The 14,505-nt window shown below is 37.4% G+C and carries 14 protein-coding genes and 1 pseudogene; 2 read left to right on the forward strand and 13 right to left on the reverse strand.

Features of this window, described 5'->3' with window-relative positions:
• Positions 1-127: 127 nt before the first annotated feature.
• From SOLCA_RS04460 to SOLCA_RS04470, 3 genes are all read right to left on the reverse strand, one after another.
• Entirely contained in the window at positions 128-811 is a 684-nt protein-coding gene (locus tag SOLCA_RS04460; protein ID WP_014679255.1) for a cell division ATP-binding protein FtsE, read from the reverse strand.
• Positions 811-1,014 (reverse strand): hypothetical protein, encoded by a 204-nt coding sequence (locus SOLCA_RS04465; protein WP_014679256.1) that lies wholly within the window; start codon positions 1,012-1,014, stop codon positions 811-813. The genes SOLCA_RS04460 and SOLCA_RS04465 overlap by 1 nt, the downstream gene beginning before the upstream one ends.
• A gap of 190 nt (positions 1,015-1,204) precedes the next feature.
• Positions 1,205-2,227, reverse strand: a complete 1,023-nt coding sequence (locus SOLCA_RS04470; RefSeq protein ID WP_014679257.1) for an acyl-CoA reductase — start codon at positions 2,225-2,227, stop codon at positions 1,205-1,207.
• Between the two features lie 84 nt (positions 2,228-2,311).
• Here SOLCA_RS04470 and SOLCA_RS04475 point away from each other — a divergent pair, with 84 nt between their 5' ends.
• Together SOLCA_RS04475 and SOLCA_RS04480 are read left to right on the forward strand one after the other, a co-directional pair.
• Entirely contained in the window at positions 2,312-2,662 is a 351-nt protein-coding gene (locus SOLCA_RS04475; RefSeq protein WP_014679258.1) for a 4Fe-4S dicluster domain-containing protein, read from the forward strand.
• Between the two features lie 106 nt (positions 2,663-2,768).
• Positions 2,769-3,599, forward strand: coding sequence for a C40 family peptidase (locus tag SOLCA_RS04480; RefSeq protein ID WP_014679259.1), 831 nt, complete (start codon positions 2,769-2,771; stop codon positions 3,597-3,599).
• A 127-nt stretch (positions 3,600-3,726) separates the two neighbouring features.
• Here SOLCA_RS04480 and SOLCA_RS04485 read toward each other — a convergent pair whose 3' ends face one another.
• The 10 genes and pseudogenes from SOLCA_RS04485 to hisC all read right to left on the reverse strand — a co-directional run bounded on the left by SOLCA_RS04485 (position 3,727) and on the right by hisC (position 14,439).
• Positions 3,727-4,476 carry a class II glutamine amidotransferase gene (locus tag SOLCA_RS04485; protein ID WP_014679260.1) on the reverse strand — a complete coding sequence of 250 codons (750 nt, stop codon included), beginning with the start codon at positions 4,474-4,476 and terminating at the stop codon, positions 3,727-3,729.
• A gap of 597 nt (positions 4,477-5,073) precedes the next feature.
• Positions 5,074-7,593 (reverse strand): family 20 glycosylhydrolase, encoded by a 2,520-nt coding sequence (locus SOLCA_RS04490; protein WP_157604509.1) that lies wholly within the window; start codon positions 7,591-7,593, stop codon positions 5,074-5,076.
• A gap of 108 nt (positions 7,594-7,701) precedes the next feature.
• Positions 7,702-8,613: a WD40 repeat domain-containing protein gene (locus tag SOLCA_RS04495; RefSeq protein WP_014679263.1), complete on the reverse strand. Its 912-nt coding sequence runs from the start codon at positions 8,611-8,613 to the stop codon at positions 7,702-7,704.
• A gap of 34 nt (positions 8,614-8,647) precedes the next feature.
• Positions 8,648-9,235: a bifunctional phosphoribosyl-AMP cyclohydrolase/phosphoribosyl-ATP diphosphatase HisIE gene (gene hisIE / locus SOLCA_RS04500; protein WP_014679264.1), complete on the reverse strand. Its 588-nt coding sequence runs from the start codon at positions 9,233-9,235 to the stop codon at positions 8,648-8,650.
• An 81-nt stretch (positions 9,236-9,316) separates the two neighbouring features.
• Positions 9,317-10,117 carry an imidazole glycerol phosphate synthase subunit HisF gene (hisF, locus tag SOLCA_RS04505; RefSeq protein WP_042480680.1) on the reverse strand — a complete coding sequence of 267 codons (801 nt, stop codon included), beginning with the start codon at positions 10,115-10,117 and terminating at the stop codon, positions 9,317-9,319.
• Positions 10,115-10,453 (reverse strand): annotated as a pseudogene (locus SOLCA_RS23580) (endonuclease domain-containing protein); the annotation flags it as partial. The pseudogene SOLCA_RS23580 and the gene hisF, both read right to left, overlap by 3 nt.
• Positions 10,454-10,493: 40 nt before the next feature.
• The gene (hisA, locus tag SOLCA_RS04510) at positions 10,494-11,243 is read right to left on the reverse strand and encodes a 1-(5-phosphoribosyl)-5-[(5-phosphoribosylamino)methylideneamino]imidazole-4-carboxamide isomerase (protein WP_014679266.1); all 750 of its coding nucleotides are present in this window, start codon (positions 11,241-11,243) and stop codon (positions 10,494-10,496) included.
• Between the two features lie 29 nt (positions 11,244-11,272).
• Positions 11,273-11,899 (reverse strand): imidazole glycerol phosphate synthase subunit HisH, encoded by a 627-nt coding sequence (gene hisH / locus SOLCA_RS04515; protein ID WP_014679267.1) that lies wholly within the window; start codon positions 11,897-11,899, stop codon positions 11,273-11,275.
• 127 nt (positions 11,900-12,026) lie between these two features.
• Positions 12,027-13,223 carry a bifunctional histidinol-phosphatase/imidazoleglycerol-phosphate dehydratase HisB gene (gene hisB / locus SOLCA_RS04520; RefSeq protein WP_014679268.1) on the reverse strand — a complete coding sequence of 399 codons (1,197 nt, stop codon included), beginning with the start codon at positions 13,221-13,223 and terminating at the stop codon, positions 12,027-12,029.
• A 163-nt stretch (positions 13,224-13,386) separates the two neighbouring features.
• Complete coding sequence (hisC, locus tag SOLCA_RS04525; RefSeq protein ID WP_014679269.1) at positions 13,387-14,439, reverse strand: histidinol-phosphate transaminase; 1,053 nt, start codon at positions 14,437-14,439, stop codon at positions 13,387-13,389.
• Between the last annotated feature and the right edge of the window lie 66 nt (positions 14,440-14,505).

Raw genomic sequence — 14,505 nt, forward strand, 5'->3', positions numbered from 1 at the left:
GACAGGCTGTCAGTTTTTGCAGAATTTGTTGATTAAAAAGTCAGTTCTGTTAGACCATAGTCGATGGTCCATAGATTGAATCCTGAGTCAGATATTCACTATGGACTATGGACTATTGTCCATGGACTTAAAGTGTCAGCACCGCATTGTCAATCAATTTTCCATTCTCACATTTGATGATTCGTTGAGGGAATTTATTGATTGTATAGTGATCATGTGTAGCCATTAAAACAGCAGTTCCAGCTTCACTGATCTTTTTTAGTAGTAATAAAATTTCTGCTGAAATATCAGGATCGAGATTACCGGTTGGCTCATCTGCCAAAATAATTTCAGGATGATTTAACAAGGCACGTGCAATAACAATACGCTGCTGTTCACCTCCTGAAAGCTCGTGTGGGTATTTTTTCAGTTTAGAACGCATACCTACATTGTCCAATGACTCAAGGATACGTTCATTCATCGATTTGTCATTATTCCATCCTGTGGCTTTCAAAACAAATTCAAGGTTTTCTTCAACTGTACGATCTGTAAGTAGCTGAAAATCCTGAAACACAATACCCAATTTACGACGAAGAAAAGGTACTTCTGCATCTTTAATGTTTTTCAGATTGAAGCCTGCAACCATTCCTTGTCCTTGCTGAACATGCAAATCAGCATACAAAACTTTTAATAAACTGCTTTTTCCACTACCGGTAGAACCGATCAGGTAAACAAATTCGCCTTTATCAATGCTTAAAGAAACATTTGACAACACCAGATGTTTCTGTTGGTAAATATCTACGTTATCAAGTTTTATTACGTTTTGAATCATCAGATCTCCAGTTTTACTATTTTTCCGAAAGGTAAGTCTTTTACTAAGTTCAATATATATTCCTGTTTTTCAGCCAGTCCAATTTTTTCTAAAGATTTCTCGGGCCTGTCTACACGAAAATAAGCCAGTAATGTGAATTTCTCATCACGTAACTGAACATAATCAGGAATTTTAGCAACTCCTTTGACTTTTAAAATATACAAAATATCGTTAGTTTAAAAGGTTTGGTTCAAAAATATAAATTATTACGGGTTTTGTGTTGCGGGTTGCGCGTTTATTTAATACTAACTATGATAACAATTAGTGTGTCATCCTGACGAAGGAAGGATCTGTTCCTTCAATGCGAATATGTAACAGATGCTTCGTTCCTCAGCATGACAAAACATTAAACATTTACATCTCCAACAAAAACTCCATTGTATCAACACCGTCTGCATAATCCCATAGCTCGGGTTGTTGGGCTTTACCAAACGGTAAGCTATTCCCGAAGCTGCCTCCTTTGCTAACTACACACTGAATCTGTTCTGCATCATCTTTTAAACGCTGTTTTAACGCTGCTTCGTCTTCATAAAATTCATAATGTAATGATGAAATAGGAGAGGCATAACCTGCATTTTCGCTCAGCATTAAGAAGTTATTTTCATAATACTTAATACGATTCATCATCAGCAACGTGAGATTATAATCGAAGTTATTGGCATATTTATTATGGTAAATAATTGGTTTGTAGGATTCAATCCCTTCGAAAAACTTAATAAAAGAATAGCCATTAGGAACGTATAGTTTAGACACATTACGGCAGCCTAAACCAAAATACCAGAAAATATCTTTTCCCAGTTGGTTGAAATCTTCAGGTGTTTCATTACCGGTAAGAACAGCCACTGAATTTCTGTTTTTGCGGATAATATGAGGGTATTTTCCGAAATAATGATCAAAATAGCGGGAACTGTTATTGCTTCCTGTGGCAATTACAGCATCAAAAACATTTAATCGTTCTATAAATTCAAACTTATCAGCATAAATCGGGTTAATCTTAATAAGCTCTTTCAGGATATAAGGAATTAACTTATTGTCCTGTGAAGATAACTTTATAAGTGCTTTGTGTCCCGATATTAATACGCATAAGATATCGTGAAAACCGACTAACGGAATGTTGCCGGCTAGTATTAATCCAACGGTTTTAGCATCAGATTGGCTCCATTTATCGGTGTAGGCAGACAGCCATTTCGAAAGGTTTTCTTCAGAAAGTGACCTGGCGATTGCCAAGATGGCCTCTTTCGTATAGTCGGGAGTAAACCAGGTGTTATAATGTTCTGCACTGTTGATCAGTGAATTGAGTTCGTCGGATGGATTGAAAAGTACCTTGCCCAATGAAGCAAAAGTCTTAACAGTGTCATTAATTGAAGTGTGCGGCATATTAATTGTTATTTTCAAAAACGAAATCGTTCCTGAAATGTTATATTTGCACAAAATTAAGAAAACCCCAATAAGTTTAATGATATGGCAATAAAGATCACAGAAGAATGCATTAACTGCGGTGCCTGCGAACCAGAATGCCCAAATAATGCCATTTATGATGCGGGTGCTTCGTGGAAGTTTTCAGATGGGACTGCATTAAAAGGTTTAATAGACTTCGGTGATGGAACTTCTCTTGATGCAGACGCTTTGCAAGCGCCAATTTCTGATGAAGTATATTACATCGTTCCTGATAAATGTACCGAGTGTGTTGGTTTCCATGATGAACCACAATGTGCGGCAGTATGTCCGGTTGATTGTTGTGTTGATGATGAAGACATCCGTGAATCCAAAGAAGATTTATTGGCTAAAAAAGATTGGTTACACGCTGAATAATAAATCAGATAACCATTTTAGCTATAAAACGTAAAATATTGAAAGGGAAGCAACATTGTTGTTTCCCTTTCTTATTTTTGATAGAACAAAGTCAGTTTATGAGATTATGACTAATACAGCAAATCTACAAGGTGAATTACTGCAAGCTCATCCGGAGTTAAAAACTCCTTATGGCATTTGCAATTTAAGTGTTATTCCGGTAAGAGCGGAGGCAAGCGACAGAAGTGAAATTGTTACCCAGTTGCTTTTTGGTGAAACTTTTGAAATACTGGAACAAACCGAAGGGTGGTCAAAGGTAAAAATCGCCTACGACGGATATGAAGGTTGGGTTGGGAATAAACAATTTTTCGGATTAAGTACAGAAGATCTAGGAGTGTTGGCAGATCATCAGCAATTTGTTTGCACCTCTCCGTTTAATTTCCTTACCAATGCGTTGGGACACTCACATTATCTTTCGCCAGGATCAACCTTGCCTTTATTCAGAGGGGATACAGTGTTTGTTGGAGATGAAAAATATTACTTTAAAGGTAAAGCCTACGAAACAGATAGCTACCCAAGGAAAAATATGGAAAGCCTGTTTAAAATGTTTCTGAATGCTCCCTATTTATGGGGAGGAAGATCAATTTTAGGGATTGATTGTTCTGGCTTTACACAGGTTTGCTATAAAATATTAGGGATTAAACTTAAGCGAGACGCTTATCAACAAGCTGATCAGGGTGAATTGGTTAGTTTTATCAATGAAGGGAAACTTGGCGATTTAGCATTTTTCGATAACGCGGAAGGTAGAATAACCCACGTAGGAATTTTGATTAATAGCCATCAAATTATACATGCCTCCGGTCGTGTTCGCATAGATTCGATTGATCATCAGGGTATCTTTAATGAAGAAACCCAGCAATATTCGCATAAGCTACGGATTATAAAAAGAATACTATAAGCGTCACGCAATGGCGCTAAGAAATCTGTGTCATGCTGACGAAGGAAGCATCTGTTGCAAAAAACTGACAGATCCTTCGTTCCTCGGGATGACACGGTTATTTTTGCGTCTTAGCAGCTTTAATTAATTAATGCCCAATTATTTTTTTTCGGAACTGATGAATACTATCTCCGTCAGGTTTAAAGTGAAGAAATGAAAAATTAGGGAGTTTTTCCCAGTCACTATGATCCAAAGGTTCTGAGGCAATAACCACAGAATCTTTTGTTTTTTTTAGCCATAGGGTATAATAATCTTCAAATCGCAATGCCTTTTCGTGGTTTTTATCGTTGAAAATTCTCCAGGCAAATAATTCATCATTTCCCATTAAAAATGCAGTTAACGAACTATAGTTTGTTGTATTGGCTATTTCAGATAGCGCTGTAAAAATTGTTTCAGGAGATGCATTTTTAGATTTATCGATCAATTGATGTAGGAAAATCTCTGTATCAGTAAGACCTTTATCCTGGGCTTCATCCATATAAGAGTAAACACTTCCGTTATGGCAAAAAGCAAAATGCTGATAATAGAAAGGATGAGATCGGTCCTTATTTACTTCGAGGTCTTTCGTCGCTTTCCGGTTATGAGCAATAAACAGATTAGACTTAACATTCTCGATAATTAACCGATAGGAATTATCCCAAATATGTTCCCGGTCTCTTTTATGAATTTCAATAGATTTGTTATTAACATACGCAATTCCGCAGCCGTCATTATGTGGGCCGCGGGTTTCCGGGTCTTCAGGCATTCGACCTTGACTGGAAAGATAATGTAATGATGTAGGGCACAACAACATCTCCTCAACTATTGTTGTGGGGTATACACTTATTTTTGCCAGCATCCTGCACATACTAAAAGATAAACTTTTTAACTGTGTATTGCAAATCTTCTAATTTATGAGATGTAAAGTAGTAGTGAAGTCTCTGTATTCGAAATTGATAATCATAGATTTTGTTAGGATTATCATTGCCGTTGATTTCAATTGATAAGAACTTCATCGCCATTGATTTCAATCAACGAAATATGGATAATAAAAATGGCCTTAGCCAAACCAGTACAGTTAAGCTAAAGCCAATACGACGCAATAATTATTTCAAAAACTATTCTAACCCGTAGTGCGATTTGATTTCACATATGTGAATTCAAAGCATAAATTGTCATATAAGCCAAAGTCGCCTCGTACAGTTCGGAAGAGATGATTTAAAATACTCGCACTAACCTGTCGGAGAACTATACGCAGTTTCGGCTGAGCCGAGAGCATTTTTTGCATACTTTTTTTGCTGAAGAAAAACATGCGCAGCATTCTTGAATACCTTTAAAATAAAACACTGCATGAAAAAAGTGAGTCCCGCTGAAAGCGGCAGAAGAAAATAATTCATCAAACTGTGTTTATTGCACTGTTAGGCTTTTTTTGAGTTATTTTAAATCGCACAACGCGTTATTCTATTTTAAGTGAATTTCCGGATCTGCCTTCTGAATTAAACACTTTCAGAATAACAGACTTCTTCAAGGTAATCGGCGCTGAGTAAATTTTACTTTGTGAAGTAGGTTCAGTACCGTCAGTAGTATACCGGATGATCAAACCAGGAATCTGTACGTTGGCTTCCACTTTACCGTTTTTAGTAATTGCACCAGCAGTAGGTATTCTGTATTGGAACCCACCTGCATAATAGTTTAAACGAGGTAATTCTCTTTTTCCCATTATGTTTACAAACTCATTCCAAGCCTGGTTATATAATTGTTCAGCTTTAGGAGCATCATTTTCTGTAGCCCATTCCGGATCTTTTGACCATGCTCTTTCTGCAACGCCCAGTAATTTAGGGAAAAGTAAATATTCAAATCGTTCTTTTGATTTGATCACTTCACTCCATAAAGGGGCCTGAATTCCAATTATATTTTGTTTACCGGTTTCAGTTAATGGCACTTTACCTTTTATAATCGCTCTATTCAACGGATTTCCGCGATCGTCTTCCTTCATATTTTTTAGGTAATCAAAAGGAATAAAATCAAATGGCTTGTTGATATCTACATAACCTCCCCAGTTTTGCCCGATTTCGTCAAAGTTTTTATTATAAGCCAGATCAAGGTAAAAGTTTGTTACACAAGTTAACACCACTTTATAGCCGGCGTTTGCCAAGCGATAAGCCAAATCTTCATTTCCTGTGCCCGGAACGTTGTTCCAAACGTCTGTGTGAAAGTTTTCATTTGCAAAATCTGGATTGGCGATGTAATACATACCTGCTTCTGTTCTCACTTTTCGCATGCCAATCTCTTCCCAACCGGATAGGTATAAATTGCGCTGTTTTAGCAAGCTATTAATCCTATCAAAATAGTAATACCATAAGTCGTCAATACTTTTAACAGATTCATTTTGTTTCATTAATGCCAGCACGGCAGGTGATTTTTCCCAAACTCCACGTGGCACTTCATCACCACCAAAATGAATCGTTTGAAGCGGAGCACCTGCTTCTGCATACATTTTAACCAGGTCGTCAACAACTGTTTCCAAAAACGTATAGGTAGAAGGTAAAGCCACATCAATTACGTTATCGCTCCAGTTTTGCACCGAACGATAAGTTGATTTATCGTTCAAATCACGCAATAGAAAACGTTCTGCTTCTTCTTTTTTGCCTTCTTTCATAAGACGCTCATAACGAGCATCCATAGATTTAATGGCTGCACGGGCATGACCAGGTGTTTCAATCTCAGGAATAACGGTAATATGACGAGCTGTTGCATATTTTAATATTTCAATGAAATCAGCTTTGCTATAATAGCCACTACCGGTTAATAAACCTGTTTGCGCTCCCGAACCATAAGATGGAACCAGGTTCTTTTTATCATTAGTTGTTTGTCCGCGGTTAGAACCTACCTCTGTAAGCTCAGGTAAAGTCGGGATTTCCACTCTCCATCCTTCATCATCATTCAGGTGGAAATGAAGCACATTCATTTTGTAGAGCGATAAAACGTCAAGAACTTTTAGAACCTGTTGCTTGTTCTGAAAATTACGAGCCACATCCATCATAAAACCTCTGAATCCAAAACGTGGTTGATCAATAACGTCCACCCCTTTAATTAATAAGGAGGCCTGTTTGGTTTGCCAAGCTTTAGGATCGATCAATGTTTTTAATGATTGCAGAGCATAAAATGCACCTGCTGGTGTAGATGCAATGATTTTTATATGATCATTCGTAACGCTTAGTTTATAACCTTCCTTTGAAACAGATGCATTCTTTTCCAGTACAATTCCTTTTCCTGTTTCATTGGTTTTAACTACTAATTTTTCCAATAATGATTCAAGATCGCTTGCAAAAAGATTTGCCTCGTTTTCAAACGCTTTGTCAGTAAAAATAACGGTTGAAGGAGTGATAGTGTAAGAAGCTGAGGTTTCAGTGTAATTTTGCGGCGTAGGAAAAATCTTGGTTAGTTTTGTTTCTGAAATATCTTTTACCACTGTATTTTTAGTAAAGTCAGCAGCGGCAACAACCAAGTTTTTTGCTTGTACTATCGGCAGATATTTCGATTCAAATTTTAAATTATAACCTTTTTCAGGCTCATCATTCCAAACGATATAAAATCCGGATGGGATTTCGGTGAAATTATCCATTTCGCGATTGGTCTTTAATCGAATTTGGATGGAAGAACCTGCAGCAATCGCATTGAATTTATCAGTTGGGTAAAATTTGTCAAAGTCGCCATTGATGCGTTCAAATTTTAACTCTGGCGATTCATATTTTGAGATATTGGAATTAAAATAAATGGTCCAACCATCAGCAGGAAATGTTTGCTTTCCGTTATTAGCTATTTCAAAAAGGAATTCAGATGTTTTATGTTGATAATCAGTACTAACAAGTGTCAGTTTTACAGAGAGATTATCTGCATCAAAATGTTTGGGCTGGGCGTGGGAGAGGCTTAATCCAACAAACATTAAACAAATAGTTGTTATTAGATATTTCATAATAAAAAGAATGGTCGAATTCAAAGGAACTAAACTTTTAGGAGAAAATCCCCTGTTTCTATCATTCTTTTTATTGAAAATGTATCAATTCTGTAATTTAACAGTTAGTTAAAAATCAATATCCCAAACCATTACCATTTTATCATCACTTACCGAAATCAAGTAATCATCATATCGACTCCATGCCAACTTGTTTACTGATTTATGATGACTTGCTTCTTTTGTCATGTCTATCTTCTTGTACAATTTAAAGTCTTCCGTTCCCCAAATCTTAATACTTTTATCCATACTGGCTGTAGCAAAGTAAGGCTGGGTAGGATGGAAGCTGATATGATTGATCGCAAATAGATGGGCTGGAATATTTAGTTTTAGTTCATAGTTCATCGTATTCCAAACCTTCAATTGTGCATCTCTGGCTCCTGAAATAAGGTAAGAGCCATCCGGCGAATATTGCAAGGTGAAAACAGACATAGAATGATCGTGAAGTTCATGTAATAATACAAATCCATCCAAATCAAATATCCTGATGATATTATCGCGACAAGCAAGGGCCATGTGCCGTTCATCCGGACTGATAGCTATTGAGCGTATGGTTTGGTCAGATACCTGAAAATTGTAAATTTTCTCCAATGTATCGAGTGACCAAATGCCAATTGATCCGTCTTCAGAAGCAGTATAAAGTTGATTTAAGCGTTCGGATGACTTGATGTCGAAAACAGGTTTCAGATGAAAAGCTAATATGGAAATAACTTTTTTAGCCTCAAAATCGAAAACAGAAACTTTGCCATTACGTTCACCAATAAACAACAAATTTTTTCCAAAAGTAGGCGCATGCAGTGCATACACAGAACTCTGTACAGGTAATAATACCTTCACATAGTCCATCGTCTTTAAACTCCACTCAACAACACCCAGATCATTCCCTCCTGTAAAGAAAATATGATCCTTTTGTGAATTCTCAATCGTGAATATAGGGTTTCTATGTCCCGGTAACTGGGCTTTTAGTTTTACGTCGATCATTATAGTTTTATTAGACCATGGACCATGGTCTTTTTTATTTGTGCCTTTTCTCAAGATTTTGCGCAATATCGTTTAAAGTCAATCCCTTTTCACGTAAGAGTACGATTAAGTGAAAAACAAGATCAGAAGCTTCATTGATTAAATCTTCGCGGGTTTCGTTTAATGCAGCTATTACGGTTTCAACACCCTCTTCACCTACTTTTTGTGCAATTTTATTTAAACCCTTTTCGCGCAGTTTATTTACATACGAGCCTTCTTTGGGATTGTCGAAACGATCATTTACTATCTTTTCAAGCTCAAAAATAAAGTTTTGGTTGTAATCTGTGAAAAAGCAACTGCGAGAACCGGTATGACAGGTAGGGCCAACAGGCTCAGCTTTTATCAAGATGGTATCGTTATCGCAATCTTCATGGATGCTCACCACATTCAAAAAATTACCACTTTCTTCACCTTTGGTCCACAAACGACTCTTTGAACGAGAGAAAAAAGTTACTCTGCTATCTGCTTTTGTTTTTTCATATGCTTCGGTATTCATATAGCCAAGCATTAATACTTCAAGCGTTTGATTATCTTGAATTACTGCCGGAACCAATCCGGAAGCATCTTTTGAAAAGTCAATCATAAAAATAATTATTTGCCGCAAAGACGCAGAGGCACTAAGGAAAACTTTGCGACTTTGTTCCTTTGCGGTTTATGCTATTTATTATCTTACTACTATCCCTTGCTTTCTTAATTCCTTCTTTAAATCGGGAATCAAAATCTCTCCATAATGAAAAACCGATGCAGCCAGCGCTGCATCAACATTCGTTTTTTGAAAAACTTCGGTGAAGTGCTCCATATTTCCGGCTCCTCCTGATGCGATTAATGGAATTTTGAGCCATTGGTTAATTTCGCCCAGTAGCTCACAATCAAAGCCGTTTTTGGTTCCATCATGATCCATACTGGTTAACAGTATTTCACCGGCGCCGCGGTCTTGTACTTCTTTGACCCAGTTTTCGATATGAAGTTCCGTTGGTAAACGACCTCCGTTTAAATGCACAATATGTCCGTTGGGAAGTCTTTTTGTATCTACCGCAACAACTATAAACTGACTACCAAAGTTATTCGCAAATTCATTAATTAAACCGGGATTACGTACGGCTGCCGAATTAATAGAAACTTTATCAGCACCGGCATTTAATAATACATCGGCATCTGACAGTTCATTAATTCCACCACCAATAGTAAAAGGAATATTAATATTCCGGGCGATATTTTTTACCAGCTCAACAAGGGTTTTACGTTTCTCGTGAGTAGCGGTAATGTCAAGGAATACAAGCTCATCTGCGCCTTGTTCCGAGTATTGAATTGCAAGTTCAACAGGGTCACCTGCATCGCGTAGTTCAACAAAATTAACTCCTTTAACGGTTCGGCCATCCTTCACGTCAAGACAAGGGATTATGCGCTTGGCTAGCCCCCCCGACCCCCTGAAGGGGGAGTTTGATTGTGCTAATTGTTCTTTTATTGTATTTATCACTTGCTCAGTTTCTTTTAATACCTGATTGTTGGTGAATCTTATTGTTTTTATTCCATTGATCAAAAGCTCGGCGTCTCTTAGTTGATCATATTCTTGTTGAAAATTATGAATAGCACCATCAACTTCAATAATCAAACGAGCTGAATGACAATAAAAATCAGCGATATAATTTAATATAGGGTGTTGTCGTCTAAATCGTACACCTAATTGATTTTTTGATAAATAGTACCAAAGAATTACTTCAGCTTCAGTTGGATTGTTTCTATGCTGTTTGGCATTGACAAAATTAACCCCTGATGCCCCCAAAAACATTTTGTTTTTCATGGTAATGCAGAGAAAAGTCCCCTTTAGGGGATTTAGGGGGCTACAACGCTACTAACGATTGTAAATTCCACTGTTTGATCTCTTCAACACTGATTTTACCCTCGTAGATGGCTTTACCTACAACAGCAGCTTCGCATTTGATTTCTTTCAATGCTTCCAGGTCGTTTATAGAACTTACTCCACCGGATGCGATCAGTTTAATAAACGGCTTATGATCAAGAAGTTTTTTGTAAAGTTCGACACCGCTTCCGGTAAGTTTTCCGTCTTTGTCAATATCCGTACAAAGAAAACGGAAGAAACCGAGATTGGTACAGCGATCAATATAATCCATTAATTTTATCGGAGAAGACTCCATCCAACCTGAATACTTGATCACCTCGTCTAACACGTCTATAGCTACCACCACTTGGTCTGAGCATTTATATTGATCACAAACTTCTTTGCTTAAGTTTTCAAGGAATGAAGGATCAGTAATCGCTTGCGTACCTACAATAACACGGTGAAAACCAATGGTAAGTAGTTCTTTTACTTTATCAATGCTTCTTACACCGCCACCGTATTGAACCTTTATATCATATTTCTTAATTGCATTCAATACATATTGCTGGTTACTGAAATCTCCTTTAGCACCGTTAAGGTCAATTATATGAACAAACGTGGTTCCGTAAGAAATGTATTTTTCCAGCATTTCTTCTAAGCTGACGTCGTAAACGGTTTTATCGTCGTATTTACCTTCACGGAGGCGAACGACTTTCTTATCTAAAATATCGATTGCAGGAATAACGTACATTTTACTATTTTTTAGTGTATTAGTTGTTGTTAGCTAGTTGGTAATTCAGCAAAGTTGGTTAACAATTGCTCTCCGGCTTTACCTGATTTTTCAGGGTGAAACTGGACTCCAAAATAATTATTTTTTCGAATTGAAGAAGCGTATGTAAGTCCGTAATTGGTTGTTGCTAAGCTATATTCGTCAGAATGTTCCAAGTAATAAGAGTGTACAAAGTAAAAATAACTTCCCTGATCAATATTCTTGAATATAGTTTCTGACTCTATTGGAAACACACTGTTCCACCCCATATGAGGAATTTTAAGGCTTTCGTCGGTAAAACGAAGAGTTTTAATCGGAACAAGGTCGAGAAGATCCGTGTTTCCTTCTTCGGAGAATGATGAAAGTAATTGCATCCCCAAACAAATTCCTAAAACAGGTTTTGAAGTCTGTTTTATTAAGGGCACTAAACCGGTATCATTTAGCTGTTTCATGGCCGGCGTTGCATGTCCCACGCCTGGTATTATATAACGTTCGCAACCATCAAAATCTGATACAATGTTGATAAGTTTATAGCTGATATTCAGTCGGTCTAATGCCGAACACAGTGAGAAAATGTTACCCGCACCGTAATTGATAATGCCGATGCCCCCTGATTCTTCCTTATTTTGAATATTCATTTTATTGCCTTAAATAATCATAGCTTTGTCATGCTGCGGAACGAAGCATCTGTTCGTTTTAAGCTTTATTGCTTCAGATGCTTCCTGCGTCAGCACGACAGCTACATTTGTTGAAATGACCAGGGGGTTACAACACCCCTTTGGTGCTTGGAAGAGCTAAATTAGTAGCATCTCTTTTTACAGCCATTTTTATGGCCTTAGCAAAAGCTTTAAAGATAGCTTCAATCTTATGATGTTCGTTTAGGCCTTCGGCTTTAATATTTAGATTACTATGTGAAGCATCAGAGAATGATTTAAAGAAATGGAAGAACATTTCTGTTGGCATTTCACCCACTTTTTCACGTTTGAACTCAGCGTCCCAAACAATCCAATTTCTACCTCCGAAATCAATTGCAACCTGTGCAAGACAATCATCCATTGGCAAGCAGAAGCCGTAACGCTCCATGCCGCGTTTATCAGTTAATACTTTGGCAAAAGCTTCTCCCAATGCTATTCCCGTATCTTCAATCGTATGGTGCTCATCAATATGTAAATCGCCAATGGTTTTTACTTTGAGGTCAATGGAACCGTGACGGGCAATTTGTTCCAACATATGATCAAAGAAATGGATACCGGTAGAGATTTCAGCCTTACCACTTCCGTCGAGGTTTAACTCTATGGAAATATCGGTTTCCTTGGTTTTGCGAATGTGCTTGACTGAGCGTTCTCCAAGTTTTAAAAACTCATAGATTTTAGCCCAGTCGGTAGTTTCTAAAGCGATGTACTCCTTTAGCTCAGCAGCCTTTTCGTTAATTTCGCCATCACCTAAACCTCTGTTTTCATTTAACCAAATGGCTTTACTGCCTAAATTTTTTGCCAATAACACATCCGTAAGGCGATCTCCTAAAACAAAAGAATTTTCGAGGTCATATTTCTCTTTATCAAAGAATTCGGTCAGTAAACCAGTATTTGGCTTACGTGTAGGTGCGTTGTCTTTAGCAAACGTCTTATCAATATAAACACCGTTAAATTTAACGCCTTCATTTTCGAAAGCTTTGATAATAAAGTTTTGGATTGGCCAAAAAATGGTTTCAGGCAATGAGGCAGTTCCCAAGCCATCCTGGTTCGTAACAATTACCAGTTCATAATCCAGCTCACGTGCAATTCTACCCATGTATTCAAATACTTTTGGATAAAATTCAAGCTTTTCAAAACTGTCAACCTGTTCATCTGCCGGTTCAATAACTAATGTGCCGTCGCGATCTATGAAAAGTACTTTTACCCCACGGCCCCCTGAAGATAGTGCAGGATTTTCGTTGTCATTTATTTTAGTTGATGAGATCATTTTTTCTTAAGCTTTTACCTTCAGCCCCATGAAGGGGTGTAGGATTTGCGTTGTCATTTATTTTAGTTGATGAGTCTATATTAAGCTTTTAACCCCGGGGGGTAGGACTTGCGTTGTCATTCAAGCTTATATAAGCAAAGTCCCCATTTAGGTGATTTAGAGGTTAAATAACAAATTCCTTAATGGTTTTGATCAGGATGTCATTTTCTTCAGGAGTACCCACAGTAATGCGTAAACTATCCTGACATAACACCACTTTCGACCTGTTTCGAACGATAATACCTCGGTCAACTAAGAAATCATATAAATAATCAGCGTATTTAATCTTGGCCAGAATAAAGTTAGCATCTGAAGGATAAACTTTCTCCACAATGGAAATGTCTGCTAATTCTTCTGCTAATATTGCGCGTTGCTGAACAGTTTCACGAATCCACTCATTTACTTGCTGAATATTATTTAAGGCCTCTAAAGCAAGCTCCTGAGTTGCCTGACTAATATTATAAGGTGGTTTCACTTTGTTATAAACATCAATAATATCACCACAGGCAAATGCCATTCCGATACGCAGTGCAGCTAAACCCCAAGCTTTTGATAACGTCTGCAGAACAACCAGGTTAGAATACTCTGTTAATTCCTGGATAAAAGTCTTTTGTCGCGAGAAATTGATATATGCTTCATCAATTACCACTAGACCCGGAAAATTGCTCAACACCGTTTCAATATCCTGACGATTAATGGAATTACCTGTCGGGTTATTGGGTGAACAAATGAAAATCATTTTAGTGTTTTTGTCGATCGCTTCAGCAATACCTTCTAAATCCAGCTGAAAATCAGGTAACAGGTTTACCTTTTTGATTGCTATATCATTGATGTTAGCCGAAACCTCATACATGCCATAAGTAGGAGGGACGATAATTACGTTATCAACGCCCGGATTACAAAAAGCTCTAAACAAAATATCAATAGCCTCATCAGATCCATTGCCAATAAAGATATTCTGAGGAGGAACACCTTTAATGGTACTGATCTTTTCCTTTAGTTTCCACTGCAATGGGTCAGGATAACGATTGTAAGCCGTATCTAAAGGCGAACCGAAGCTATTTTCATTTGCATCTAAAAAAACGCTAGCCTCACCTTGAAATTCATCCCTAGCAGATGAATAAGGTGTTAAGTTCTTTATGTTTTCGCGTAAAAGCGAGTTGATGTCGATGGTCATTCTTTGTTATTTTAGTCCATAGACCATAGTCAATGGTCCATAGTATTATGATGTTAGTATTTAGTT

It is taken from the genome of Solitalea canadensis DSM 3403 (assembly GCF_000242635.2).
Lineage (GTDB): Bacteria > Bacteroidota > Bacteroidia > Sphingobacteriales > Sphingobacteriaceae > Solitalea > Solitalea canadensis.

Bases quoted from the DNA above. Each gene is read 5' to 3' on its own strand.
- hisC (WP_014679269.1), bottom strand. From the start codon at position 14,439: ATGACCATCGACATCAACTCGCTTTTACGCGAAAACATAAAGAACTTA.
- SOLCA_RS04470 (WP_014679257.1), bottom strand. From the start codon at position 2,227: ATGCCGCACACTTCAATTAATGACACTGTTAAGACTTTTGCTTCATTG.
- SOLCA_RS04480 (WP_014679259.1), top strand. From the start codon at position 2,769: ATGACTAATACAGCAAATCTACAAGGTGAATTACTGCAAGCTCATCCG.
- hisIE (WP_014679264.1), bottom strand. From the start codon at position 9,235: ATGATTGACTTTTCAAAAGATGCTTCCGGATTGGTTCCGGCAGTAATT.
- SOLCA_RS04490 (WP_157604509.1), bottom strand. From the start codon at position 7,593: ATGAAATATCTAATAACAACTATTTGTTTAATGTTTGTTGGATTAAGC.
- hisA (WP_014679266.1), bottom strand. From the start codon at position 11,243: ATGTACGTTATTCCTGCAATCGATATTTTAGATAAGAAAGTCGTTCGC.
- hisH (WP_014679267.1), bottom strand. From the start codon at position 11,899: ATGAATATTCAAAATAAGGAAGAATCAGGGGGCATCGGCATTATCAAT.
- SOLCA_RS04485 (WP_014679260.1), bottom strand. From the start codon at position 4,476: ATGCTGGCAAAAATAAGTGTATACCCCACAACAATAGTTGAGGAGATG.
- SOLCA_RS04475 (WP_014679258.1), top strand. From the start codon at position 2,312: ATGGCAATAAAGATCACAGAAGAATGCATTAACTGCGGTGCCTGCGAA.
- SOLCA_RS04495 (WP_014679263.1), bottom strand. From the start codon at position 8,613: ATGATCGACGTAAAACTAAAAGCCCAGTTACCGGGACATAGAAACCCT.
- SOLCA_RS04460 (WP_014679255.1), bottom strand. From the start codon at position 811: ATGATTCAAAACGTAATAAAACTTGATAACGTAGATATTTACCAACAG.
- hisB (WP_014679268.1), bottom strand. From the start codon at position 13,223: ATGATCTCATCAACTAAAATAAATGACAACGAAAATCCTGCACTATCT.